21 protein-coding genes are annotated in these 25,155 nt (G+C 64.4%); 8 read left to right on the forward strand and 13 right to left on the reverse strand.

Annotated elements, in window-relative coordinates:
* Position 1 precedes the first annotated feature (1 nt).
* The 6 genes from fabF to CUR21_RS15950 form a co-directional block, all read right to left on the reverse strand.
* Complete coding sequence (gene fabF, locus CUR21_RS15925; protein ID WP_100198058.1) at positions 2-1,261, reverse strand: beta-ketoacyl-ACP synthase II; 1,260 nt, start codon at positions 1,259-1,261, stop codon at positions 2-4.
* A 150-nt stretch (positions 1,262-1,411) separates the two neighbouring features.
* Entirely contained in the window at positions 1,412-2,464 is a 1,053-nt protein-coding gene (locus tag CUR21_RS15930) for a Gfo/Idh/MocA family protein (protein ID WP_232622833.1), read from the reverse strand.
* A complete protein-coding gene (locus tag CUR21_RS15935) occupies positions 2,461-3,246 on the reverse strand; it encodes a ThuA domain-containing protein (protein WP_100198059.1) in 786 nt (261 codons plus the stop codon). Before CUR21_RS15935 ends, CUR21_RS15930 begins: the two co-directional genes overlap by 4 nt.
* Before the next feature lie 134 nt (positions 3,247-3,380).
* On the reverse strand, positions 3,381-5,732 hold the full coding sequence (locus CUR21_RS15940) for a TRAP transporter large permease subunit (RefSeq protein WP_100198060.1): 2,352 nt from the start codon (positions 5,730-5,732) through the stop codon (positions 3,381-3,383).
* Positions 5,733-5,747: 15 nt separating this feature from the next.
* On the reverse strand, positions 5,748-6,626 hold the full coding sequence (locus tag CUR21_RS15945; protein ID WP_232622841.1) for a TRAP transporter small permease subunit: 879 nt from the start codon (positions 6,624-6,626) through the stop codon (positions 5,748-5,750).
* Between the two features lie 199 nt (positions 6,627-6,825).
* Entirely contained in the window at positions 6,826-7,911 is a 1,086-nt protein-coding gene (locus CUR21_RS15950; protein WP_100198062.1) for a TRAP transporter substrate-binding protein, read from the reverse strand.
* Positions 7,912-8,162: 251 nt separating this feature from the next.
* Here CUR21_RS15950 and CUR21_RS15955 point away from each other — a divergent pair, with 251 nt between their 5' ends.
* From CUR21_RS15955 to CUR21_RS15985, 7 genes are all read left to right on the forward strand, one after another.
* Positions 8,163-9,563, forward strand: a complete 1,401-nt coding sequence (locus tag CUR21_RS15955; protein WP_100198063.1) for a cache domain-containing protein — start codon at positions 8,163-8,165, stop codon at positions 9,561-9,563.
* Positions 9,560-10,210: a response regulator transcription factor gene (locus CUR21_RS15960; protein WP_100198064.1), complete on the forward strand. Its 651-nt coding sequence runs from the start codon at positions 9,560-9,562 to the stop codon at positions 10,208-10,210. Before CUR21_RS15955 ends, CUR21_RS15960 begins: the two co-directional genes overlap by 4 nt.
* Before the next feature lie 56 nt (positions 10,211-10,266).
* Positions 10,267-10,941 carry a phosphotransferase gene (locus tag CUR21_RS15965; RefSeq protein ID WP_157792042.1) on the forward strand — a complete coding sequence of 225 codons (675 nt, stop codon included), beginning with the start codon at positions 10,267-10,269 and terminating at the stop codon, positions 10,939-10,941.
* Positions 10,942-11,051: 110 nt separating this feature from the next.
* Positions 11,052-11,966 (forward strand): calcium/sodium antiporter, encoded by a 915-nt coding sequence (locus CUR21_RS15970; protein ID WP_100198066.1) that lies wholly within the window; start codon positions 11,052-11,054, stop codon positions 11,964-11,966.
* A gap of 392 nt (positions 11,967-12,358) precedes the next feature.
* A complete protein-coding gene (locus CUR21_RS15975) occupies positions 12,359-14,113 on the forward strand; it encodes an acetolactate synthase 3 large subunit (RefSeq protein WP_100198067.1) in 1,755 nt (584 codons plus the stop codon).
* A gap of 87 nt (positions 14,114-14,200) precedes the next feature.
* Complete coding sequence (ilvN, locus tag CUR21_RS15980; protein WP_100198068.1) at positions 14,201-14,761, forward strand: acetolactate synthase small subunit; 561 nt, start codon at positions 14,201-14,203, stop codon at positions 14,759-14,761.
* Positions 14,761-15,147 carry a hypothetical protein gene (locus CUR21_RS15985; protein ID WP_100198069.1) on the forward strand — a complete coding sequence of 129 codons (387 nt, stop codon included), beginning with the start codon at positions 14,761-14,763 and terminating at the stop codon, positions 15,145-15,147. The genes ilvN and CUR21_RS15985 overlap by 1 nt, the downstream gene beginning before the upstream one ends.
* Before the next feature lie 54 nt (positions 15,148-15,201).
* On the opposite strand, the gene CUR21_RS15990 is transcribed toward CUR21_RS15985, so the two are convergent.
* From CUR21_RS15990 to CUR21_RS16020, 7 genes are all read right to left on the reverse strand, one after another.
* Complete coding sequence (locus CUR21_RS15990) at positions 15,202-15,978, reverse strand: enoyl-CoA hydratase-related protein (RefSeq protein ID WP_100198070.1); 777 nt, start codon at positions 15,976-15,978, stop codon at positions 15,202-15,204.
* Between the two features lie 71 nt (positions 15,979-16,049).
* Positions 16,050-16,508 (reverse strand): cytochrome c-type biogenesis protein, encoded by a 459-nt coding sequence (locus tag CUR21_RS15995; RefSeq protein WP_100198071.1) that lies wholly within the window; start codon positions 16,506-16,508, stop codon positions 16,050-16,052.
* Between the two features lie 5 nt (positions 16,509-16,513).
* The gene (locus tag CUR21_RS16000) at positions 16,514-18,484 is read right to left on the reverse strand and encodes a heme lyase CcmF/NrfE family subunit (RefSeq protein ID WP_100198072.1); all 1,971 of its coding nucleotides are present in this window, start codon (positions 18,482-18,484) and stop codon (positions 16,514-16,516) included.
* Between the two features lie 94 nt (positions 18,485-18,578).
* Positions 18,579-19,862: a DUF3422 family protein gene (locus CUR21_RS16005; RefSeq protein ID WP_100198073.1), complete on the reverse strand. Its 1,284-nt coding sequence runs from the start codon at positions 19,860-19,862 to the stop codon at positions 18,579-18,581.
* A gap of 219 nt (positions 19,863-20,081) precedes the next feature.
* Positions 20,082-21,584, reverse strand: coding sequence for an NAD(P)(+) transhydrogenase (Re/Si-specific) subunit beta (locus tag CUR21_RS16010; protein ID WP_100198074.1), 1,503 nt, complete (start codon positions 21,582-21,584; stop codon positions 20,082-20,084).
* 13 nt (positions 21,585-21,597) lie between these two features.
* Positions 21,598-23,175 (reverse strand): Re/Si-specific NAD(P)(+) transhydrogenase subunit alpha, encoded by a 1,578-nt coding sequence (locus CUR21_RS16015; RefSeq protein ID WP_100198075.1) that lies wholly within the window; start codon positions 23,173-23,175, stop codon positions 21,598-21,600.
* Between the two features lie 120 nt (positions 23,176-23,295).
* Positions 23,296-23,769, reverse strand: a complete 474-nt coding sequence (locus tag CUR21_RS16020; protein WP_100198076.1) for an isoprenylcysteine carboxylmethyltransferase family protein — start codon at positions 23,767-23,769, stop codon at positions 23,296-23,298.
* A 131-nt stretch (positions 23,770-23,900) separates the two neighbouring features.
* Here CUR21_RS16020 and kynU point away from each other — a divergent pair, with 131 nt between their 5' ends.
* Positions 23,901-25,097 carry a kynureninase gene (gene kynU, locus CUR21_RS16025; RefSeq protein ID WP_100198077.1) on the forward strand — a complete coding sequence of 399 codons (1,197 nt, stop codon included), beginning with the start codon at positions 23,901-23,903 and terminating at the stop codon, positions 25,095-25,097.
* Positions 25,098-25,155 lie beyond the last annotated feature (58 nt).

The raw sequence follows: 25,155 nt of genomic DNA on the forward strand, positions 1-25,155 counted from the left end.
CTCAGCGCACCTTGCCGACGACAAGGCTGGCATTGGTGCCGCCAAAGCCAAAGGAGTTCGACAGCGCCACATCAATCTTGCGATGCCGCGCCGCGTTCGGCGCCAGATCCAGCTTTGGCGTCACCGCCGGTGTGTCCAGATTGATCGTCGGCGGCGCGACCTGATCGCGGATGGCAAGGATGCAGAAAATCGCCTCTACAGCACCCGCCGCCCCCAGAAGATGCCCGATGCTCGATTTGGTCGAAGACATCGTCGCCCCCGCCGCCGCATCGCCCATCAGCCGCTCCACCGCCCCCAACTCGATGGTGTCCGCCATCGTGCTGGTGCCATGCGCATTGATGTAATCGATGTCCGAGGGCTGCAAACCCGCCCGCTTCAGCGCCGCCGCCATGCTGCGATAGCCGCCGTCGCCATCCTCCGACGGGGCGGTGATGTGATAGGCGTCGCCCGACAGGCCATAGCCCAGCACCTCGGCATAGATCTTTGCCCCGCGCGCCTTGGCATGTTCATACTCTTCCAGCACCACCACGCCCGCGCCTTCGCCCATCACGAACCCGTCGCGGTCCGCGTCATAGGGCCGGCTGGCGCGTGCCGGATCATCGGCGCGCTTGGTGGAAAGCGCCTTGCAGGCGTTGAACCCGGCAATCCCGATCTCGCTGATCGGGCTTTCCGCGCCGCCCGCCACCATCACATCGGCATCGCCCAGCATGATCAGCCGGGCCGCATCGCCAATCGCATGGGCCCCGGTGGAGCAGGCCGTCACCACCGCATGGTTCGGCCCCTTGAAGCCAAAGCGGATGCTCACCTGCCCCGACACCAGATTGATCAGCGCGCCGGGGATAAAGAAGGGCGACACCCGCTTGGGGCCCTTTTCCTTGATCAGCACGGCCGTTTCGGCAATCGACGACAGCCCGCCGATCCCAGAGCCGATCATCACGCCGGTGCGCTCCTTTTCCTCTTCGGTCTGGGGCACCCAGCCGGAATCGCGCACAGCTTGGGTGGCGGCGGCCATGCCATACAGGATGAAATCGTCCACCTTGCGGCGGTCTTTCGGCTCCATCCAGTCGTCGGGGTTGAAGGTGCCGTCGCTGCCATCGCCCAGCGGAATCTCGCAAGCATATTGCGTGACCACATTGCTCGGGTCAAAGCGCGTGATCGGCCCCGCGCCGGATTGCCCGGCCAACAACCGGCTCCAGGTCTCTTCGACCCCGCAGGCAAGCGGTGTCACCATCCCCAGACCTGTCACAACGACCCGACGCATACGATGTCTCCTCAGCACGAAAACGCTTTGCCGCGTGATACACGCGGGCCTTGGTCAGCGCAACCGCCGGGACGGTTGCGCCGGGCCACCCGGCAGAAAACGGGGGGGCCAGCCCCCCGCTCCCCCCGGGATGTTTACCGGTCGAAACTGTCAGACCGGCAGCACCAGCCCGCCACGCTGGGCGCTTTCCTCGGCACGGTCCAAAAGCCGTTGCAGCATGGCACCGCGCGCGAAATCCGGCACCGCCAGACCTTGGCCGCGAATGGCCGCGATGAAGCGCTCATAGACCGAAGGCGTGGCGGGGCACTCCACTTCGGCCCAAGTGGCGGTCAGACGATCCGCCCCCACACAGGCCCGCAAGCGGCTGATGTTGTTCTCGAAACTGACCTCAATCCCGCCCTGATCGCCATAAAGACGCAAGCGCAGATCATTCATGTGCCCGGTGGCAAAACGTGTGGTGTGCACCACGCCCAAGGCGCCGCCTTCCAGCCGGATTTGCATCGTGGCGCTGTCATTCGCGTCCAGCCTGTATTCCCCGATCTGCCCCCCCGGCGCCTTGTCAAAGGTCGCCAGCCGCGCCGAAACATCCACCGCCGCCTCGCCCGCGATGAAAGTGGCGAAGTCAAGGATATGGATGCCCACATCCCCCAGCACGCCCTTCGACCCATGCGCGGTGGACAGCCGCCACAGCCATTGCGGCTGCTCGGACCATTCGCCCCAAGCGGGCTGCGTCAGCCAGCTTTGCAGGTAGGATGCCTCGAAATGCCGGATGCGCCCGATGGCGCCCTCGGCGACCATTTGCGCCGCCTTTTGCAAGGCCGCCCCGTTGCGATAGCTCAGGTTCACCATGTTCACGACACCCGCAGCCGCCGCCGCCTGCGCCATCGCCTCGGCATCGGCAGCATGGGTTGCCAGCGGCTTTTCGCACAGCACATGCTTGCCCGCCTCCAGCATCGGCAGCGTGGTGGCAAAATGCGCCGCATCCGGCGTGACATTGGTCACCGCATCGAACTCACCCCAGGCAATCGCCTCGGCCACCGAGCCAAAGCCCTGCGCGATCCCGTGCTTTTCACAAAACGCCGCCAACTGCTGCGGCCGGGTGTCCACCCCCGCCACCAGCTGCACCCCTTCCATCGCCCCAAAGCCTTCGGCATGGTTCTGCGCCATGCCCCCGGTGCCGAGGATCAAAAGCCGTATGGTCACCGGAACCCCTCCTCGCCGTCATGGTGCAGACGCGGGCCGCGCTCTTCGATCGGCTCCAGCGCCTGATCCACCGGCACATTCGGGGCCGCCGACGGATCGGCCAGCCGCGCCGCCGGATTATGCGCCCATTTCACCGCGTTCAGGATCACCCGCTGCACATTGGCATCGTGATAGGTGGGATAGGTTTCATGCCCCGGGCGGAAATAGAACACCGACCCGGCGCCGCGCTTGTAGGTCAGGCCCGAGCGGAACACCTCGCCGCCTTGGAACCATGACACGAACACCGTCTCCATCGGCTCTGGCACGCCAAACGGCTCGCCATACATTTCCTCATGCTCAAGCTCAAAGTGATCGGGCAGCCCGGCGGCAATCGGATGGTTGCGGCTGGTCAGCCAGATCCGTTCCCGCTCCCCGGCCTCACGCCACGTCAGGTTGCACGGCGCGCCCATCAAGCGCTTGAAGGGCTTCGCGAAATGCGCCGAATGCAGGAAAATCGCGCCCATGCCCGACCAGACCGCATTGCACACACGCTCCACCACCTCATCCGATACATCGCCATGCGCCGCATGGCCCCACCAGATCAGCACATCGGTTTCGGCCAGCTTTTCCGCCGTCATCCCATGATCGGGGTCCTGCAGCGTGACCGTCGAAGCCGTCACGCCCGCATCGCGGTTCAGCGCATCGGCAATCGCCGTGTGCATCCCCTTGGGGTAGATGTCCGCCACCACCTTGTTCTTCCGCTCATGGACGTTTTCGCCCCAAACCGTCACCCGGATCGCCATGGCGATTCCCTCCTTGCTTGCGCTCACGGCAGCGGAGTATCACAGCCCAAAGCGCTTTGGCAGCGCTGTTTGTCCCGGCGCGGCGCCCCGGCGTTTTGTTGCTTGGCCTTGCCTCGCCACACAGACCCGCGCGCTCAGCCCAGCAGGCGCGGCACGATCGTCACGATCCATGGCGCGAAATACAGCAGCAGCAACGCCCCAAGCTGGATCAGCACAAAGGGGACCACCCCGGTATAGATATGCCGCGTCGTCACCTCCTTGGGCGCCACCCCGCGCAAGTAGAACAGCGCAAAGCCGAAGGGCGGGGTCAGGAAACTGGTTTGCAGGTTCACCGTGATCATGATGGTGACCCAGCTTGGGTCAAAGGTGCCGCCATAGATCACCGGCCCCACGATCGGCACCACGATGTAGATGATCTCCAGAAAATCCAGCACAAATCCCAGAATGAACAGCACCAGCATCACGATCAGAAACGCCGTCAGCTCATTGTCGAAACTGCGCAGGAAGCTCTGGATGTAATGCTCGCCGCCAAAGCTGATCAGCACAAGGTTCAGGATCTGGCTGCCGATCAGAATGGCGAAAACCATGCTGGTGATCTTCGCGGTCTCGCGCACCACCGATGTCAGCACCGCCCCGCGCCACAGCACCCAGCAAGCATAAAGGATGCCGAACATCGTGAAGCTATAGGCCACCATCGCCACCCAGAAGGCCACCACCTGTTCGGTCGTCGTGGTGCCAAGCCCCAGACGCAGGTCAAAGTTCACCCCCACCAACAGCATGATGACCAAGGCGAATGACGTCGCCAGAATAACTCTCGGGCTGCGCCCTTCGTCCTGCAACCGCCGATAGGCCGCAAGGAGCAGCGCCCCCCCCGCGCCCAGCGCTGCCGCCGGCGTCGGGTTGGTGATCCCCCCCAGAATCGACCCCAGCACCGCCACCACCAGAACCAGCGGCGGAAACACCACCCGCAGGATCTCGCTTTGCAGCAGCATCGGCAGCGCCGCCCAGATCGCCCAGACCACCACCGCAAAGGGCAGCGCCAGCCACAAAAGACTCAGCCCCGGCGACATCAGCGGCCCGACGAACAGCGCATCCACCGCAAGCGCCATCACCACGGCGCCCAGACCAATCCACACCGGCCGATGCTCTGCCATCGGCGCAAGCCCGCGCGCCGTGGTCAGCGTCAGCGCGGCCAGCAGCATCAGCACCGCCACCCCACTGCCCACCGGCGCCCGGCTTTCCTCCCGCGCGATCCGCGCCGCCTCGCGCTCTTCCGGCGTCAGCGCCCGCGCCTGCGTGGTCCCGCCCGCCGCAGCAATCGCCGCCTGCTCGGCCACGGCCGCATCCCAGCGCTCTTGCCCGTGCAGCGCAATCATGCTCGCCCGGCATTGCTCGTTGACATTGGTGCGCAACGACGCGCCTTGGCTGGCCTCGCTGAAACTGTCCACCGTCATGTCCTGCGAGCCGATCAGGTTCACCTGCGACAGCATCAGAAACCCGCCGATCAACGCCACCGGCACCCACAAAAACCATACCGTCGCCTCGCGCCGGGTGATGATCTGGCCACCACCGGCCGCCACATGAATGGCCGGCGCCTTCGCCGGGTTGGCCACCGCATAGCCAAAGGCATACACCGCATACAGAACCGCCAGCAGCAGCCCCGGCAGGATCGCCGCCTGAAACAGCGTCCCCACCGACACCACCGCCGCCTTGCCCAGATAGGTCAGTGCATCCGTGCAGCCCGCCGCCTGCGCCCGCACCTCCTGACCCGACGCATAAAGATCCCCCGCCATCGTGCCCAAAAGCACGATCACGATCGACGGCGGGATGATCTGGCCCAGCGTCCCGCTTGCCGCAATCACCCCGGTCGCCAATTGCGGGCTGTATCCGGCGCGCAGCATGGTGGGCAGGCTCAAAAGCCCCATCGTCACCACCGTCGCCCCCACGATCCCGGTCGAGGCCGCCAGAAACGCGCCCACCACCACCACCGAAACCGCCAAGCCCCCCGGAAGCGGCCCGAACACCCGCGCCATCGTGGTCAGCAGATCATTGGCAATCTTTGACCGCTCCAGCACGATGCCCATCATCACGAACATCAGCACGGCCAGCAGCGTCTCGATCGACGCGCCTGCAATCACCCGCTCGTTCATCCGGTTGACGATAAAGCTCAGGTTGCGGTCCATCGCCAGTTCCCAACCGCCCGGGAACAAGGACACCTCCACGCGGGGCAAGTCAGGGTATCGGAAGGTGGTGATGTCAATCGCCGCCACCCCTTGCGCCACCAGCGCCCGATAGGCCTCCGATCCGGTGTCAATCGCCTGATGCACCAGCACCCCGGCGGAATCCAGCGCGGCAATGATGCCAAAGCCGATGATCCCCGCGCCGCCAATCGCAAAGGCCACCGGAAAGCCAGAGATGATGCCTCCAAACAGGCACAGGAACACGATAATCAGACCGACCTCAACGCCGTCCAGACCAAAAAGCATGGTAATTTCCGTCCCTTAATGCGTTTGCAGGTCTTGCGCGCTGCCACCGGGCGCATCCCGGTCCAGATAGCGCCCTTCGGCCACAGGCCCTTCCACGAACTCCAGCCAGGACCGCCACAAGAACGCCCAGGCGTGCACGAACACCAGCGCGCAAAAGGCGATCATCAACAGCTTGAACAGGAAATAGGCATCAAAGCCGTTGGGCGAAAACGCAATCGTCTCGACATTCCACTTGAAGATGCGTGCCTTGGCCAACAGGCTTTCCAGCTTGTCACTCGCCGAAACCTTCGGCGTGACCAAAGACCGCCACATGAAATACCAAGAATACAGCCAAGTGAGCACCGCCGCCGGCATCATGAACAGCAGACAGCCCGCCATGTCGATCAGCCGCTTGGTGCGGAACCGGACATTGGCATAGATCAGATCCACCCGCACATGGCCGCCTTGCACAAAGGTATAGGTCACGCAAAGGCAAACGATCATCGCGTTGTAAAGCTTCAACTCTTCCGACCACCACGACAGGTCGCGCGCGAAAGACGGCCCCGGCAGCAGCGGATAGCCAAAAGGCGCCAGCGGCCCGAATTCCAGCGCCGCCACCCGAAAGATGCGCTGCAAGAAGATGATCACGATCTGCTGCAACACCATCAGCAAACCAAACCAGGCCACAAAGCGCCCGATCCCATTGGCCATCGCCTCCAGCCCGCGCACCATCCGCCACATGAAGGGCCGAACCACCAGGCCAATCACCGTCAGCACCAGAAATCCGGTCAGAACCACGAAGAAGAACTCAACCGAGCCGCCGTAATAGATAAAGCGCGCCAGCGCCTCACGGTCCGCCCAGTTCAGCCACATCCCCGGATTGGCCAGCGCCACCCCGAAATTGACAAAGGCCATGCCGATATGGCCCAGCACCCACCAGATCGCGTCTATCACCGCGCCCCCTCCCGTGCAGGCAGCCCCCGGCCCTCACATCAGACCGGACGCCCCCTCTCATCTGTTCATAAATATCCCAGGGGGGTCCGGGGGGAGGATCCCCCCGGGGTCGGTCCCCTGCGCGGCGCGGGCAGGATTGCCGCCGCCCGCCTCTTCGAGCTCAGCCCAGCACGCGGTCGCGCTGCGCGGTATAGGTGCCGTCCGAGATCGCAAGCCAGGCCGAAGACGCCTTCATCGAGGCCATCGCCGAGTCGTAAACCTTCTTGTAGATCTCATCGCCCATGTTCTCGTCATGCACCGCCTGGCTCGCCGCGCCAAAGGCATCCCAGACCGACTCGGGGAATTCCATCGTGCGCACGCCCGCCGCCTGCAACCGCGCCAAGGCGGCCCCGTTCTGCGTCAGGAACTGCGCCAGGTTCCACTGGTGCCCGTCGCCCGCGACGATCTCGATGATCTTCTGCTGCGTCGGCGTCAGGCTCTCATAGACATCGCGGTTGGTCGCCAGCGACAGGCCCGCCCCCGGCTCGTGGAAGCCGGCCGGGTAATAGATCTTGGTGATCTCCTGCAGGCCCAGCTTCTCATCGGCCCAAGGCCCGATCCACTCGGTCGCATCGATCGCGCCCGAGGACAGCGCCTGATAGACCTCGCTGCCCGGAATGTTCTGCACGCTCGCGCCCATCTTGCCCAAGGCCAGACCGCCCAAGCCCGGCATGCGGAACTTCAGCCCTTGGAAATCCTCGGGCCCGGTGATCTCCTTGCGGAACCAGCCACCGCCTTGCGCGCCGGTGTTGCCCGCAAGGAAAGACTTGATGCCAAAGATCTGGCCCAGCTCGTCATGCAGCTCCATGCCGCCATTGTGGTAATACCAGTTCGCAAGCTCCTGCGCCGTCATGCCAAACGGCACTGCGGTGAAAAACGCATAGGCGGGATGCTGGCCCACGAAATAGTAATCCGCCCCGTGATACATGTCAGCCTGACCCGAGGTCACCGCGTCAAACACCTCGAAGGCGCCCACCAATTCGCCCGCCGCCTTCAGATCCACGGTCAGCTGCCCATCGGTCAGCGCGGTGATCATGTCGGCGCAGCGCTGGGCGCTGTCATGCACCCCCGCCAGCCCGCGTCCCCAAGTGGTCACCAGCGTCAGCGTGCGGTTGCCTTGCGCATACATCGGCGCCGCCAGCGTGCTTGCCGCCGCAGCGGTCGCCCCGCCCAGCGCAGCCTTCGTCAAAAAGGAACGACGGTCCATCAACACTCTCCTCCCATGATACCTTCCGCCCGGATGGCCTCCACCATCCCGATCCGCTCACGCTAGCGTGAGCGCGTCGCGCCTGAAATACCTACAAATACGGAGAGCGCGCAGGCAAGGCGCATAAATCTTTCGAATGCCCCAGCGTCAACGCAAGAATCTTTGCCCCGCAGGCACGCTGCCGCACAGGCCGCGATTGACCCTGTCGCGATCCGCCCGCACTCTGGCGCAGAGCCAAGCGAGACCTGCCGATGACCGATCCCACCCGCAGATCCAGACTCACCTACGGGCAAAAGGTCTTTCTGCTTGCCACCCTGCCCCTTGTGCTCGCCATGGCGATCCTCTCCGTGCTCGTCACGCGCGAAGCCCGCCTGATGTCCGAACGCGAAATCGCGGTGCTCGAGGCTCAGCTGATCGCCACCAAACGCGCCGAGCTGAAGAATTACCTCTCCATCGCCCGCACTGCCTTTGGGCCGATCTATGGCAACGCGCTGCCCGATGACGAAGACGCCAAAACCCGCGTCGCGCAGATCCTCGCGGCCATGACCTATGGCACCGATGGCTTCTTTTTCGTCTATGATTACGATGGCCGCAACCTCGTCAGCCCCCGCCAGACATGGCTGATCGAACGGGGCTGGGCGGGCCTGCATGATCCCGAAGGCACCCCTGTCGTCGACCGCCTGATCGAACTCGCCCGCCAAGGCGCGGGCTTTCACAGCTATGTCTGGCCCAAACCCTCCACCGGGCGCGACGGCCGGATGATCACCTATGTGATCGGCCTGCAAGACTGGCGCTGGGCGATCGGAACCGGCGTCTTCATCGATGATGTGCTCACCTCGGTCGCCGCGGTGCAGGCCGAAACGGAAACGCATGTCACCCGCACCTTTCTCTACATCGGCGCCATCACCGCCGCCGCCGTGCTGGCCGTCTTCTTCTCGGGCCTGATCCTCAACCTCCGTGAGCGCAGGCTGGCCGATCAGAAACTCAAGGCCCTCACCCAACGCATCTTCGACACGCAGGAAGAAGAACGCGGCCGCGTCGCGCGCGAATTGCATGACAGCATCAGCCAGATTCTCGTCGGCGTGCGCTACACGCTCGAACTCGCCCGCCGCCGTCTTGCCACCCAAGACGCCCGCGCTGGCGAAAGCCTTGGCCAAGGCATCGAAAACCTGAACGGCGCCATTCAAGAGGTGCGCCGCATCAGCCGCGACCTGCGCCCCGGCGTGCTGGATGATCTGGGCCTTGGCCCCGCCCTGCAATCTCTGGCCGAAGAATTCGGCCGCCGCACCGGCATCACGGTCGATTATGTCACCAACCCCTTCCGCAACCGGCTTGACCCCGAAGCCAAGATCGCCCTCTACCGCATCGCCCAAGAGGCGCTGACCAATATCGAACGCCACTCCGGCGCCACCCGCGTCAAGATGCTGGTGCGCGGCACCAAGACGGGCGCTGTGGTGCGCATCGAAGACAATGGCCACGGGATGCCCGCGACCCGGCGCGAAGGGCTGGGCCTGCGCAACATGGCCGAACGCATGGAGCGGCTTGACGGCACGCTGCGGATCTTGTCCACCCGCAGCGGAACGCTGATCGAGGCGCAGGTGCCGCTCTCGCACATGCTGCCCCCCACCGAAACCGCAGAGGCGCAAGCATGACCGATTCCAGCCAGACCCGTGTGCTGATCGTCGACGATCACCCGATGGTGGCCGCAGGCATCCGCGCCATTCTGGAAACCTATGACGACATCCACGTCGTCGGCACCCTGTGCAACGGACGCCAAGCCATCGACCGTGTGGCCGAGCTTGATCCGGATGTCATCCTGCTTGATCTCAACATGCCACAGGTCAGCGGCCTGACCGCGACCGAGATCATTCTGGAAAACCGCCCCGACACCCGCATCCTGATCTTGTCGATGCATGACAGCCCCGAATACATCTCCACCGCGCTCAGCCATGGCGCGATGGGCTATCTGCTCAAGGATGTGCCCACCGAAGAGGTGAAGCTCGCGATCGACACAGTGATGCAAGGCCGCCGCTACCTTTGCACCGGGGCCAGCGACAGCCTCAAGCCGCTTGCCGAAGATGCGCGCGAACCCTTGACCAGCCGCGAACAGACCATCCTGCTGGAACTGGCACAGGGCAGATCCAACAAGGAAGTGGCGCTCGCGCTCAACATCTCGGTGCGCACGGTGGAAACCCACCGCAAGAACATCAAGCGCAAGCTCGGCATTGCCTCAACCGCCGGCCTCACGCGCTATGCGATGGAACATGGCGTCTTGCAAGGCACGGGGCACGGGCGTTGACCCTGCCTGACAGGCCCGTCCCGCCCGCTCCCCTTGGCCTGACGCCAAGGCAGCCGTTGACCGGCGGGCATCGCAACATCGTCTGGCTCTGCGAAGGTCCGACTGGCGCGGTGGTCGCCAAATCCACCCGACGCAGCGAAGATCAGATCCGCTGGCTCACCCCGCTTCATGCCGCCGCCCGCGCCGCCGGGTTCCAGGTGCCGCCCCTGCGTCCCGGCCCTGATGGGCAGCTCGTGCAGCATGGCTGGACAGCGGAACCTTTGGTGACGGGCCGCGCCGCCACCGCCGCCGATATGCGGGCGCTTGCGCCCCAGATCCATGCCTTCCACCGGCTTTGCCCGCAGCTGCCGCAGCGCCCCGGCTTTGCCAGCCTGCGCGACCTGCTGACCCGGACCCGCAGCGGCGACACGGACCTCAGCACCCTGCCGACAGATGTGCTGGCCCGCTTGCGCACCGCTTGGGCCGCCGCTGCATTCGGCCCGACACAGGCCATCCACGGCGATCTAGGCCCCGGCAATGTCATCCTGACTCCCACCGGCCCCTGCCTGATCGATTGGGACGAAGCCCGCATCGACTTGGCCTTTCTGGACCTGACCTTCAGCGCAGATGTGCCTGCCCCGATGACCGCCGCCCATCTGGCATGGGAAATCGCCTCGTGCTGGCAGGCCGAACCGGACCACGCCCGCCACCTCCTTGCCACCTTTGCCTCGCAGGCAACACCACAGCGCTAAAAGCTGCATCCAAGAGGGAACTTGCCCCCAACCCCTTGCAATTTGAGCCATCACACCAAAGTCATGGCCACCACTCATCCGGCCAGAGCTTTACCAACGGGGACGCCAACTTGACCTATCTTCTGTTCTGCATCGGCCTCGTCGCCCTTTTCCTTGGCGGCGAATACTTGGTGCGCGGCGCATCGAACATTGCCCGTCACTTCAATCTCTCCCCCATGGTGATCGGCCTTACCATCGTGGGCTTTGGCACCTCCGCGCCCGAGCTTCTGGTCTCGGTTCAGGCCGCACTTGCCGGCCAGCCCGCCATTGCCATTGGCAATGTTCTGGGCTCGAACGTCGCCAACATCCTGCTGATCCTTGGCACCTCGGCCGCCATCGCCGCGCTGATGATCCCGCTGCGCAAGGTCTGGCGTGACCTTGGCATCATGGTGCTGGCCACCGCCGGCCTCTGGATCATGCTGCTCGATGGCGTGATCTCGCGTCTGGATGGCGTGATCCTGCTGGTGGGCCTGACCATCTTCATGGTCATGGCCTTCGTCCTCGGCAAAGAAGAACCTGATCTGGACGAAGCACCCCCCGCCAAGATGCCCATCGCCCTCGCCCAAACCATCGGCGGGTTGATCGTTCTGGTGATCGGCGCGCGGCTGCTGGTCGACAATGCCACCCTGATCGCGCAGTCCTTTGGCGTCTCCGAAGCGGTGATCGCCCTCACCGTCGTGGCCGTCGGCACCAGCCTGCCGGAACTGGCCACCAGCGTGATCGCCGCGTTCCGCAAGCAAACCGAAATCGCCGTGGGCAATGTCATCGGATCGAACATCTTCAACATCTTCTCGATCCTCGGCATCACGGCGCTCATCACCCCCATTCCGGCCGACCCGCGCTTTGCCGCCGCCGACATGCCTTGGGTCGCAGGCACTGCCCTGCTGCTGGTGGCCTTCGCGGTGCTGCTCAAGGGCATCCCACGGCTTGCGGGCGCGGCGCTCTTGGCGATCTACGCAGGCTATGTCGCCCTGATCATGACCTGACCTTGCGGCCCCTTCCGGCGCATGTCACCCCGCCCGTGCCCGGCACCGGCGGGGTTATTCTTGCGACTCAGGGCAAGAGAAATCTTGTGAAACGCGTCATTGTTCCAAAAATTTCCACACCGATCACCAAAACGTAATAAAAAACCAAAAATACCGGCATCTGGCGACACTTTATTTGGATTTTTGCTGTTGACGCCCCCAAGACGCGCGCCTAGTTTGCCCCGCGTAAGGATTTGAGGGGGCAGCAATGCTGCATATTCTCGTACTTGGGGGTTTTTGGCGCATGGGCCGGTAACGGTTGACCATAACAGGTTCCCATGCGCCCCCGGAAACCCCGGGGGCTTTTTGTTGCGACACACCAGAGAAGACTGGCACAGGCGGAGAAACGAACGATGACACAGGCGATGACAGGTGCCCGGATGGTGGTGCAGGCGCTGAAGGATCAGGGCGTCGAAGTGGTCTTTGGCTACCCGGGCGGTGCGGTCCTGCCGATCTATGACGAGATCTTTCAGCAAAACGACATCCGCCACATCCTTGTCCGCCACGAACAGGGCGCCATCCACATGGCCGAAGGCTATGCGCGCTCGACCGGCAAGGTGGGCGTGGCCTTGGTGACCTCGGGCCCCGGCGCCACCAACGCGGTGACAGGGCTGGTGGATGCGCTGATGGATTCGATCCCGCTGGTGGTGCTGACCGGCCAGGTGCCCACCTTCATGATCGGCACCGATGGCTTCCAAGAGGCCGACACCGTGGGCATCACCCGCCCTTGCACCAAGATGAACTGGCTGGTGAAAGACACTGCCAACCTGTCCTCGACCATCCATCAGGCCTTCCATGTCGCACGGTCGGGCCGCCCCGGCCCGGTGCTCATCGACATCCCCAAGGATGTGCAATTTGCCACTTCGGATTATGTGGTGAAGGAAAAGATCAAGACCGGCCATTACCAGCCCAAGCTGAAAGGCGACATCGACCAGATCACCCGTCTGGTGGAAATGATCGAAACCGCCGAACGCCCGATCCTTTACACCGGCGGCGGCGTCATCAACTCGGGCCCCGCCGCAAGCCAGCTCTTGCGCGAACTGGCCGAGGCCACCGGCTTTCCCGTCACCTCCACCCTGATGGGTCTGGGCGCCTATCCGGCCAGCGGCAAGAACTGGCTGGGGATGCTGGGGATGCACGGGCTTTATGAAGCCAACCTCGCGATGCATGGCTGCGACCTGATGATCAACATCGGCGCCCGCTTTGACGACCGCATCACCGGCCGGCTCAAGGATTTCAGCCCGAACTCGCGCAAGGCGCATATCGACATCGATGCGTCGAGCATCAACAAGGTGATCCGCGTCGATGTGCCGATCCTGGGCGATGTCGGCCACGTGCTGGAAGACCTGCTGCGGATCTGGAAATCGCGCGGGCGAAAGGTCAACAAGGAAGGTCTGGCCAAATGGTGGGCGCAGATCAACGACTGGCGCGCGGTGAAATGCCTGACCTACAAGAACTCGACCAGCATCATCAAACCGCAATACGCGCTGGAAAGGCTGGAAGCCCTGACCAAGGGCATGGACCGCTATATCACCACCGAAGTCGGTCAGCATCAGATGTGGGCGGCGCAATTCCTTGGCTTTGAAGACCCGAACCGCTGGATGACCAGCGGCGGGCTTGGCACCATGGGCTATGGCCTGCCTGCCTCCATCGGCGTGCAGATCGCCCACCCGGAGGCGCTGGTGATCAACGTCGCCGGTGAGGCAAGCTGGCTGATGAACATGCAGGAAATGGGCACCGCCATGCAGTTCCGCGCGCCCGTGAAACAGTTCATCCTGAACAACGAACGCCTTGGCATGGTGCGCCAGTGGCAAGAGCTTTTGCACGGCGAGCGCTATTCGCAGTCCTGGTCGGAATCCCTGCCCGATTTCGTGAAACTGGCCGAAGCCTTTGGCTGCAAGGGCATCAAGGTCAGTGATCCCAAGGATCTGGACGACGCGATCCTGGAGATGATCCGCTATGACGGCCCGGTGATCTTTGACTGTCTGGTGGAAAAGCACGAAAACTGCTTCCCGATGATCCCCTCGGGCAAACCGCACAACGAGATGCTGCTTGGCGATGCCGATACCCAAGGCGTGATCGGGGCCAAGGGCGCCGTTCTGGTGTGACGCCGGAGGCGTGATCTTTTGCTGAACTCCCGGGGGCTTTGCCCCCGGACCCCCAGGATATTTATGAACAGATGAAAGGGCAGGCCCATGTCGCCGCTCAATATCAAACAAGGCTCCACCAGCCATTCCGCCTATGACCTGCGCGATCCCTATGCCGAGGTGATCGAAGCGCATACGCTTGCGGTGATCGTCGACAACGAACCCGGTGTGCTGGCGCGGGTGATCGGGCTGTTTTCGGGTCGGGGCTACAATATCGAGAGCCTGACCGTGGCCGAGACCGACCACACCGGGCATCTGAGCCGCATCACCATCGTGACACGCGGCACGCCGCAGATCATCGCGCAGATCAAGGCGCAGCTGGCCCGCATCGTGCCCGTGCATGACGTGCATGATCTGACCGAAGAAGGGCCTTCGGTGCAGCGCGAGCTGGCGCTGTTCAAGGTGGCGGGCAAGGGCGAGCACCGGATCGAGGCCTTGCGTCTGGCCGAGATCTTCCGCGCCCATGTGGTGGACAGCACGCTGGAATCCTTTGTGTTCGAGATGACCGGCACGCCGGAAAAGATCGACAGCTTTGCCGAGCTGATGCGCCCCTTGGGCCTGCGCGAGATTGCCCGCACGGGTGTGGCAGCGCTGTCGCGGGGGCTGTGATGCGGAAGCTGGTGTTGTTTGCCGCCACCGCGCTCTGTGCCGCGCCGCTTTCGGCGGAAACCTATGCCGATTACGGCAAGCCCGAGCAATGCGGCGCCTATGCCGAGGCCCGCTATGACCGCGAAAGCTATTTCCCCGGCGGCGAAGGCGGCGCGATCCGGCTGGATGACGCGCAAAGCGTGCGTGGTCTGAACGCGCTGCTGTTTGAAGGCACCATGACCGAAGAAGGGATGGCAGAGCCGGTGGGCCGCGTCTTGGCCGCCCGCGCGCCCTTGCTGGGGGTGGAAGGCGAGGCGGCGCCCGAGGTTGTGGTGATCATGACCGAACGCGGCATCCGCCTGTTGCAGCCTTGCCCTGCGACCGCGCCAGAAGGCAACGGCGGCTGAGGCCAGCCGCGAAGGCCCGCCCCCCCGTGATGTGTGTGCGGGGGGGGGCGGCGCCTAGCGCCCCTCAAAAGCGGCGGGGCGTTTTTCCAGAAAGGCCACCACGCCTTCCATGAAGTCGCGGGTCTGGCCGCAGGCGCCTTGAAGCTGCGCCTCGAGCGCCAGTTGCGCGTCAAGATCATTGCTGGAGCTTTGCCGCAGCGCCTGTTTCACGCCGCGATAGGCCACCGTCGGCCCTGTGGCCAAGGCCCCGGCGCGGGCCGTGATATGGTCGGCAAAGGCATCATCCGCCACCGCTTCCCAGATCATCCCCCACTCCGCCGCCTGCCGCGCGCTGATCTTGTCGGCAAAGAGCATCGCCCCCATGGCGCGGGCAAAGCCCACCTGACGCGGCAACCAATAGGTGCCGCCCGCATCCGGCATCAGGCCGATGCGGGTGAAGGCCTGAATGAAACTGGCGCTCTCTGCCGCGATCACCACATCGCAGGCCAGCGCCAGATTGGCCCCCGCCCCTGCCGCTGGCCCGTTCACCGCCGCGATCACCGGCACCGCGCAGTCCATGATGGCGCGCAACAGCGGTTCATATTCGTCGCGCAGCGTTCGCTCCAGATCGATCTCGGCGATCCGCGCCCGGTCGCCCAGATCCTGACCCGAGCAGAAGGCCCGCCCCGCCCCGGTCAGCACGATCACCCGCGCGGTCTTTTCCGCCGCGCGAAAGGCATCCAGCAGCTCTGCCCGCATCTGGCTGGACAGCGCATTCATCACCTCGGGCCGGTTCAGCGTGAGGGTGGCCACGCCGCCTGTCGCCGTTACGCGGATTGTCTGATAGTCCATCTGCTCCCCCTGCCTCGTGCCGCGCAAAGACTAGCCACGCGCGCGATGGCAAGAAAAGCCCAAACGCCGCGTCACTTGCCCAAGAGATCGCGCAGCCGCGCCTGCTCTTCCGCGCTGAGCGTCGCGGGTGCCGGCGCCGCCTGCCCACGTCTGCGGACATAGGCAAAGGCGCCGATCCCGCCCAGCAACAGCACGGCCGGACCGGCCAGCCACAGGATCAGGTTCGCGCCTTCGGCACGCGGATTGAACAGCACGAATTCGCCATAGCGGCTGACCACGAAATCCAGCACCTCGGCGTCATTGTCACCCGCCATGATCCGCTCGCGCACCACCAGCCGCAGATCGCGGCTGATCGGCGCGTTGGAATCGTCGATCGACTCGCCCTGACAGACCGGGCAGCGCAGGTTGCGGCTGATCGCGCGCGCCCGCGCCTCCAGCCCCGGATCGGCCAGCACCTCATCGGGTTGCACCGCATGGACCGGCGCCATCGGGGCAAAGGCCAGCATAAGCCCCAGAAGGATGCGCTTCATGCCCCTCACTCCGCCGGAACCGCGGCCGAGCGGCGGCTGGCCCCCGCCGCCACCCGGTAGCGACGATCCGTCAGGCTCAGCAAGCCCCCAAAGGCCATGATCAGGCACCCTGCCCACAGCCAATTGGCAAAGGGCTCGATGTAAGAGCGCACCGCATAGCCGCCATTGGCCTGCGGATCGCCGATCACCAGATAGATGTCGCGCCAGAAGCCGTAATCGATCGCCGCCTCGGTCGTCGGCATCCCTTGCACCGGATAGAAGCGCTTTTCCGGCGTCAGCGTCGCCACCAGCGCACCGTCCCGCCGCACGATCATGGTGGCCATGGTGCTGGAGTAATTCGGCCCCTGCACCTCATCCACCGATTGCAGCGTCACCTCATAGGACCCCAGCGGATAGCTGCCGCCCTCTTGCACGATGCGGATGTCTTCGGTCTTCCAGGCCAGCATGGCGCAGACCGCGAAAATGGTGATCCCAAGGCCCGCATGCGCCGTGACCTTGCCCCAATCGGCGCGCGGCAGCCGCCCCAGACGCGCCATCCGCCCCGCGAACGCGCCGCGCCCCGTCCGGCTCCACAGGTCCAGCACCGCGCCCAGCACCACCCAGATGCCCAGCGCCACCCCCACCGGGCCAAGCGCCGTGCGCCCGGTCTGCATCGCCCAGACCAAGGTGCCCAGCGCAAAGGCCAAAAGCGCCACCGGCAGCAAAGGCCGCATCCCGCGCAGAATCTCGCCGCGCTTCCACGGCATCATCGCCCCCAGCGGCAAGATCACCGCCAAAGCCACCGCAAAGGGTGAAAAGGCCGCGTTGAAGAACGGCTCCCCCACGCTCAGCGTGCGGCCAAAGAACAGCTCGGCCAGCAGCGGCCAGATGGTGCCGATGAACACCACGAAAGCCGCCACCGACAGCAGCAGATTGTTCGCCACCAAGGCCGACTCGCGGCTGACCACCGCAAACAGCCCCTTGGCCTCCATCACCCCGGCGCGGAAGGCGAAAAGCGTCAGCGCCCCCCCCATGAACACCGCAAGGATCATCAGGATGAACACTCCGCGCTCGGGGTCATTGGCAAAGGAATGCACCGAAGTGATCACGCCCGACCGCACGATGAAAGTGCCGATCAGTGAAAAGCCGAAGGCCATGATTGCCAGCAGAATGGTCCAGGCCTTCAGGCTTTCACGCTTTTCCACCACGATGGCGCTGTGCAGCAAGGCCGCCGCCAAAAGCCATGGCATGAAGGACGCGTTCTCCACCGGGTCCCAGAACCAGAACCCGCCCCAGCCGAGTTCGTAATAGGCCCACCACGACCCCAGCGCGATGCCGATGGTCAAAAACACCCAAGCCGCCAGCGTCCAAGGCCGCACCCAGCGCCCCCATGCCGCATCCACCCGCCCCTCGATCAGCGCCGCCACCGCAAAGCTGAACGCCATGCTCAGGCCCACATAGCCCAGATACAGAAACGGCGGGTGAAAGGCCAAACCGGGATCTTGCAGCAGCGGGTTCAGATCCAGCCCGTCCAGCGGCGGCACCGCCAGCCGCAGGAACGGGTTCGAGGTCAGCAGCATGAACAGCAGGAAAGCCACGCCAATCGACCCTTGTACCGCAATCACCCGCGCCTTCAGCGTGGGCGGCAGATTGCCGCCAAACCACGCCGCACAGGCCCCAAACAGCGCAAGGATCAGCGCCCAAAGCAGCAAGGACCCTTCATGATTGCCCCAAACGCCAGAAATCTTGTACAGCATCGGCTTCAGCGTATGCGAATTCTGCACCACCAGAACCAAGGAAAAGTCCGAGACGACAAAAGCATAGGTCAGGGCCGCAAAGCTTGCCGCCACCAGTACGAACTGGATCATCGCCGCCGGTTCCGCCACCGCCATCAGCGCCGCGTTGCGCCGATAGGCGCCCCACATCGGCACCACCATCTGCACCACCGCAACCGCCAAGGCCAGAACCAAGGCAAAGTGACCAAACTCGACGATCATGCAAATCCCCCATGCGCTGCGGCTATCTTAGGCGCAATTCGCCGCTCGCGCCATGGGATGCGCGCGCGTGTCGCGGTCACAGTTGCGCGCAGGCTCAATCCAGATGGTGCCGGATGCGCCGCACCATCAACCAGACCGCCAACAGCACCAGCGGCGTCAACACCGCCGTGCCCATCCCTTTCGACACCCCCCAGGCTTCGGTGAGCGGGTAGATCGCATAGCTCGCCAGATTGATCGCATAATAGCTGATCGCCACCGTCGACAACCCCTCCACCGTCCGCTGCAAGCGCAGCTGCACATCGGCGCGGCGGTCCATGCTCTCCAGCAGCTTCTGGTTCTGCGCGGATCGGTCCACATCCACCCGCGTGCTCAACAGTTCCGCCGCCCGCGCCGCCCGTTCCGCCATGCTGCGCAACCGGCTCTCGGCCGATTTCACCGTCCGCATCGCCGGATCATAGCGGCGCATCATGAATTCGGCAAAGGTCTGGCGGCCATTGATGCGGATCTCGCGCATCACCTCGATCCGCTGGTTCACGATCGCCTCATAGGCCGCCGTCGCCCCAAAGCGGAAGGTGTATTTCACCGACAGGCTCTCCAACTCGGCCGAAATCGCCAGCAGGTCATGCAACATCGCCTCGGCACTGCGCTCATGGCCATCCAGCGCCGTCACCAGCGCCGAAAGCCGCGGGTCCAGCGCATTCAGCCGCCCGTTCAGATGCCGCACCCGCACCAGCCCCAGCATCGACATCGCGCGATAGGTCTCCACCTCGCACAGCCGCTGCACGATCCGCCCCACCCGCCGGGGCGAGGTGCCGGGTCGCACGAACACGGCAAAGCGCATATGCCCCGCCGGATCGATGCGGAAATCCCCCGCCACAATCGCCGCCCCATCCACCACTTTCGACACGGCAAGGCTCTCGCCCACGAACCAGTCCTCCAGCCGCGCCAAGGCCTGCGCCTCATCCTCGGGCAAAGGCTCGATGCGGATCAGCACCGAACACAGCCGCTTGCCCGGTGCCTGCGCCAGCCACTCCTCGGGAAACACCCGCGCCTCTGCCGGATCAAAGGCTTGCGACGACACGCCCTTGCCAAAGACCGAATAGGTCACGAATTCGGTATGGCTTTCCCATTTCAGCTGATGACGGCCGATTTCGCCAAAGAAATGCGTGGCGTCGGGCTGCGGATGCGCGCTGCCATTGCGGTCCAGCAGGTCCAGCAAATGCCGCCGGTCCAGCGCCCGGTCCCGGTTGGCCGCATCCTCCGGCTCCTTGATCGCCAGATACACCGCCGTCCCCGGCACCTCGATCGCGGGAAAGGGCCGCGCATGCAGCTCATTCACAATCGTATAGCGCTGCGGGTGATCGGCAAAGCTGGGCATGACAGGCACTCCGGGCAGGCCGGTCCCGGCCTCTCACCCAAACCTAGGGCGGCCCTGCGCGGCGGGAAATGCGAAACACAGGCATACCTCAGTATGCCGCTTCGCTGTTGCGCGAATGTCAAAGGCCCCGGCACGCCGCCGGGGCCTTCGTCCGATTTTTCGCAGAAAAATCGTCTTTCTTCTCGTCTCAACCGATGTTTCGCAGAAAAATCGGCCCGGTCAGTCGATCAGCGGCAACAGCGCATCCAGGGATTTCTTGGCATCGCCATAGAACATCCGTGTGTTTTCCTTATAGAACAGCGGGTTCTCAATTCCCGAATACCCCGTCCCCTGCCCGCGCTTGGACACGAACACCTGCTTGGCCTTCCAGCATTCCAGCACCGGCATCCCGGCAATCGGGCTGTTGGGGTCTTCCTGCGCGGCCGGGTTCACGATGTCATTCGAGCCAATCACGATCGCCACATCCGTGCTCGGGAAATCCTCGTTGATCTCGTCCATCTCCAGCACGATGTCATAAGGCACCTTCGCCTCGGCCAGAAGCACGTTCATATGCCCGGGCAAACGGCCCGCCACCGGGTGAATGGCAAAGCGCACCGTCTTGCCCTTCGCCCGCAGCTTGCGCGTCAGTTCCGACACCGCTTGCTGCGCCTGCGCCACCGCCATCCCATAGCCCGGAATGATGATGATGCTGTCCGCCTCGTTCAGCGCCGCCGCCACACCTTCGGTGTCGATGGCCACTTGCTCACCGGTGACTTCCATCTGTGGCCCCGAACTGCCGCCAAAGCCGCCCAGGATCACGCTGACAAAACTGCGGTTCATCGCCTTGCACATGATGTAGGACAAGATCGCCCCGGACGAACCCACCAAGGCCCCGACCACGATCAGCAGATCATTGCCAAGGCTGAAGCCGATCGCCGCCGCCGCCCAGCCGGAATAGCTGTTCAGCATCGACACCACCACCGGCATGTCGGCGCCGCCAATGCCCATGATCAGGTGATAGCCGATGAACAGCGCCAGCAACACCAGCAAGATCAGCGTCCAGCTGCCCGCGTCGTTCAGATACATCGCCGCCAGCACCACCGACCCGATGGCCGCTGCCGCATTCAGCATATGCCCGCCCGGAAGCTGCTTGGCTGCCGAGTTCACCTTGCCGGCCAGCTTGCCATAGGCAATCACCGATCCGGTAAAGGTCACCGCACCAATCCAGATGCCCAGCACCAGTTCGATGCGCAGGATCGTGATCTCGACGGCGGTTTTCTTGGCAATCAGCGCGCCAAAGCTGGAAATGCCGTCGAACACCCCGGCCTGCCCGAATTTCTCGGCGCATGCGATGGCACTCAAGGCCGGATCGCAGCGGTCGATCCCGGCGCCCGCCAGCATCCCCATCACCGCGCTGATCTGCAAATCGGCGTTAAAGCCCACAAAGACCGCCGCCAGACCCACAAGGCTGTGCATGATCGCCACCAGCTCGGGCATCTGCGTCATCTGCACCTTGGTCGCCAGCTGATAGCCAACGATACCGCCCAGGGTGATCAGGATCAGGCTGACCGCCCAAAGCCCTTGCCCCGGCCCCATCAGGGTGGCGACAATGGCCAAGGCCATACCCGCGATGCCATACCAGACCGCGCGCTTGGCGCTTTCCTGCCCCGACAGCCCGCCAAGGCTCAGGATGAACAAGACCGCCGCAACCGCATAAGCGGCGAATGTGAAACCGTAATCCATGGGTCTCGTCTCCTTACGATTTCTGGAACATGGCGAGCATGCGCCGTGTCACAAGGAAGCCACCGAAGATGTTGACAGCACACATCAACACCCCCAGCGCGGCCAGCAGCGTGATCAGAAAGCTGCTCGACCCGATCTGAATCAGCGCCCCCAGAATCACGATCGACGAAATCGCATTGGTCACCGCCATCAAGGGCGTGTGCAGGCTGTGGCTGACGTTCCAGATGACCTGAAAACCGATGAAGACCGACAGCACGAACACGATGAAATGCTGCATGAAACTGGGCGGCGCCACCAGACCCGCCGCAAGGATCAGCGCGCCCCCCACCGCCAGCAGCGTCACCTGCTGCTTGGTCTGCGCCTTGAACGCCGCCGTTTCCTGCGCGCGGCGCTCCTCTGGCGTCAGCTCCTTCACCTTTTCCTTGGGCTTGGCCGCCGCAATCGCGGCCACCTTCGGCGGCGGCGGCGGATAGGTCACCGCCCCCGCATGGGCGACCGTGGCCCCGCGGATCACGTCATCCTCCATGTTATGGGCGACCACACCATCTTTCTTTGGTGTAAGATCGGCCAGCATATGGCGGATGTTGTTGGAATACAGCGTCGAGGCCTGTGCCGCCATCCGGCTCGGGAAATCGGTATAGCCCACGATGGTTACGCCGTTTTCCGTCACGATCTTCTGGTCGGGCACCGTCAGATCACAGTTGCCACCGCGCTCGGCCGCAAGGTCCACGATCACCGACCCCGGCTTCATCATCGCCACCATATCCGTGGTCCACAGCTTCGGCGCGGGCCGTCCGGGGATCAGCGCGGTGGTGATCACGATGTCCATCTCGGGCGCCAGCTCGCGGAACTTCGCCAGCTGCTTGGCGGCAAAGGCCGGGCTCGACGGCGCCGCATAGCCGCCCGTGGCCGCACCATCGGGCAACTCGCTGGCGTCAAACTCCAGAAACACGAAATTCGCGCCCATCGATTCAATCTGCTCGGCCACTTCGGGGCGCACATCGAACGCGTTCACGATCGCGCCAAGGCTGGTCGCGGTGCCAATCGCGGCCAGACCGGCCACGCCCGCCCCCACAACCAGAACCTTCGCCGGAGGCACCTTGCCCGCTGCCGTCACCTGCCCGGTGAAAAAGCGGCCAAAGTTGTTGCCCGCCTCGATCACCGCGCGATAGCCCGCGATATTGGCCATCGACGACAGCGCGTCCATCTTTTGCGCGCGGCTGATGCGCGGCACCATGTCCATCGCCACCACAGTGGCCCCTTGCGCGGCCACCTGTGCCAGCAGATCGGCATTCTGCGCGGGCCAGAAAAAGGAAATCAGCGTCTGCCCGGCGCGCAACAGCTTGGCCTCCTCGGCCTCCGGCCCACGCACCTTGACCACGATATCCGCAGCCTCATACAGGGCGGCAGCAGTCGGCACCACCGCCACACCCGCGGCCTCATAGGCGGCATCGGTAAAGCCCGCCTTGGCGCCCGCTCCGGTCTCGATTACGCAAGCATGGCCCAGCTTGATCAACTGAACCGCCGACTCCGGCGTCATCGCGACGCGATTCTCGCCCTCGAATATCTCTTTCGGTGCCCCGATCTTCACTCTGTCTCCCCCGATGCTCTGGTCCGTGCCGCGCTCGCGCGCAAAGCTCCGGCCCTCTATTGCGGTCCCTTGCGCACCGCGCAAGATTATTTCACAGACTTCTGCCGATTTGCGGCATTTCTATCGCAGATTGCGACCGAACCAACGCCCCGTGCGCTGCGTCCACGCCGCAAAAGCCGCGCCAAAGCCAGCGCGCAACACCGCTTCTTCTGGCAGAACAAAGCGGTGTTGCAGCATCAGCAGGAACCCAAGCACCAAGGGCACCGCCACCGGCACATCCCACCACAGGACCGCGCCCGACAGGATCAGCACATCCGCCAGATAAATCGGGTTGCGCGTCCAGCCGAACACCCCGCGCGTGATCAGCACCCGTGGCTGCCCGCGCGGCACCACCGTGGTGCGCGCCCACCACATCTGCCCCACCGCCGCCGCCATCAGCCCCACGCCCAAAGCACCCAGCACCGCGCCCACCCAGCGCCCCGACGGCCCGAAAAGCCCCCATGGCATCGCCTGATCAAAGCCCCAGACCGCCGCAAGCGCCAGCCCCAGCCAGACCGGCGGCACATCCACCCACTGCCAAAACGGTCGTCGCATCCTTCGCCTCCCCGATGGCTTAGGGCTAAGGGCAAGATTGTCGCTCTGGCAACACAGAAAGCCGCTTGCCTCCCTTGCGCCGCCCGTGACTTTCGCCAAACTGCGCGCAAAACAACCCAAAGGCCAGACAAATGCCCACCGATTTCGCCGCCACCCGCGACCTGTTCCACCTGCCCCCCGGCGTGATCTATCTGGACGGCAATTCGCTGGGCCCCTTGCCGCGCGCCGCCGTCGCCCGCGTGGCCGCTTGCGTCACCGAAGAATGGGGCAACCTGCTGATCCGGGGCTGGAATGCCGCAGGCTGGATGGATCAACCCGCCCGGCTGGGCGACCGCATCGGCCGCCTGATCGGGGCGGAGCCCGGCGCCACCGTGCTGGGCGACACGCTCTCGATCAAGGTCTATCAGGCCCTTGCCGCCGCCCTCGACATGGCGCCCGGCCGCAAGGTCATCCTGTCCGACACCGGCAACTTCCCTTCTGATCTATACATGGCCGAAGGCCTGTGCCGCACGCTTGGCCCTGATTACCGGCTCGTCACCGTCGCCCCCGAAGCCGTGGCCGATGCGCTCAGCGACGAGGTGGCGGTGTTGATGCTCACCCAAGTCGATTACCGCACCGGCCGCCTGCACGACATGGCAGATCTCACCGCGCGCGCGCAGGAAAAGGGCATCCTCACCGTCTGGGATCTGGCCCATACCGCCGGTGCGCTGGCCGTGGATCTGGCAGGCTGCAACGCCGATTTCGCGGTGGGCTGCACCTATAAATACCTCAACTCCGGCCCCGGCGGCCCCGCCTTCATCTATGTGGCCCCCCGCCACCAAGACCGCGCGCTTCCCGCGCTGTCAGGCTGGCTCGGCCACGCGGCCCCCTTCGCCTTCGATCTGCACTACCGCCCAGGCACCGGGGTCGAACGCATGCGCGTCGGCACCCCGCCCGTGCTGCAAATGGCCGCGCTCGAAGCCAGCCTCGACATCTGGGACAGCGTCGACATGCAGGCCTTGCGCGCCCGCTCCATCGCCTTGTGTGAGGCGTTCATCGCCGGGGTCGAAGCCGCCTGCCCCGATCTCACCCTCGCCTCACCGCGCGACCCAAGCCAGCGCGGCTCGCAGGTCAGCTTCCGCCACCCCGAAGGCTATGCCATCATGCAGGCCCTGATCGCCCAAGGCGTGATCGGCGATTTCCGTGCCCCTGATATCCTGCGCTTTGGCTTCACCCCGCTCTACACCTCCGATGCCGATGTGCAGGGCGCTGTCCGCATCCTGTCCGAGATCATGGCCAGCGGCAGCTGGGATCGCCCTCAGTTCAAGGCCCGCGCCAAGGTCACCTGACCCAAGCCTGCGACCGGATGCAAAGCCCTGTTCAAATCACAGTTGCGCGAGACGATCC

Origin of the sequence: Pseudorhodobacter sp. MZDSW-24AT (assembly GCF_002794355.1) — a bacterium.
Taxonomy (GTDB): domain Bacteria; phylum Pseudomonadota; class Alphaproteobacteria; order Rhodobacterales; family Rhodobacteraceae; genus Pseudotabrizicola.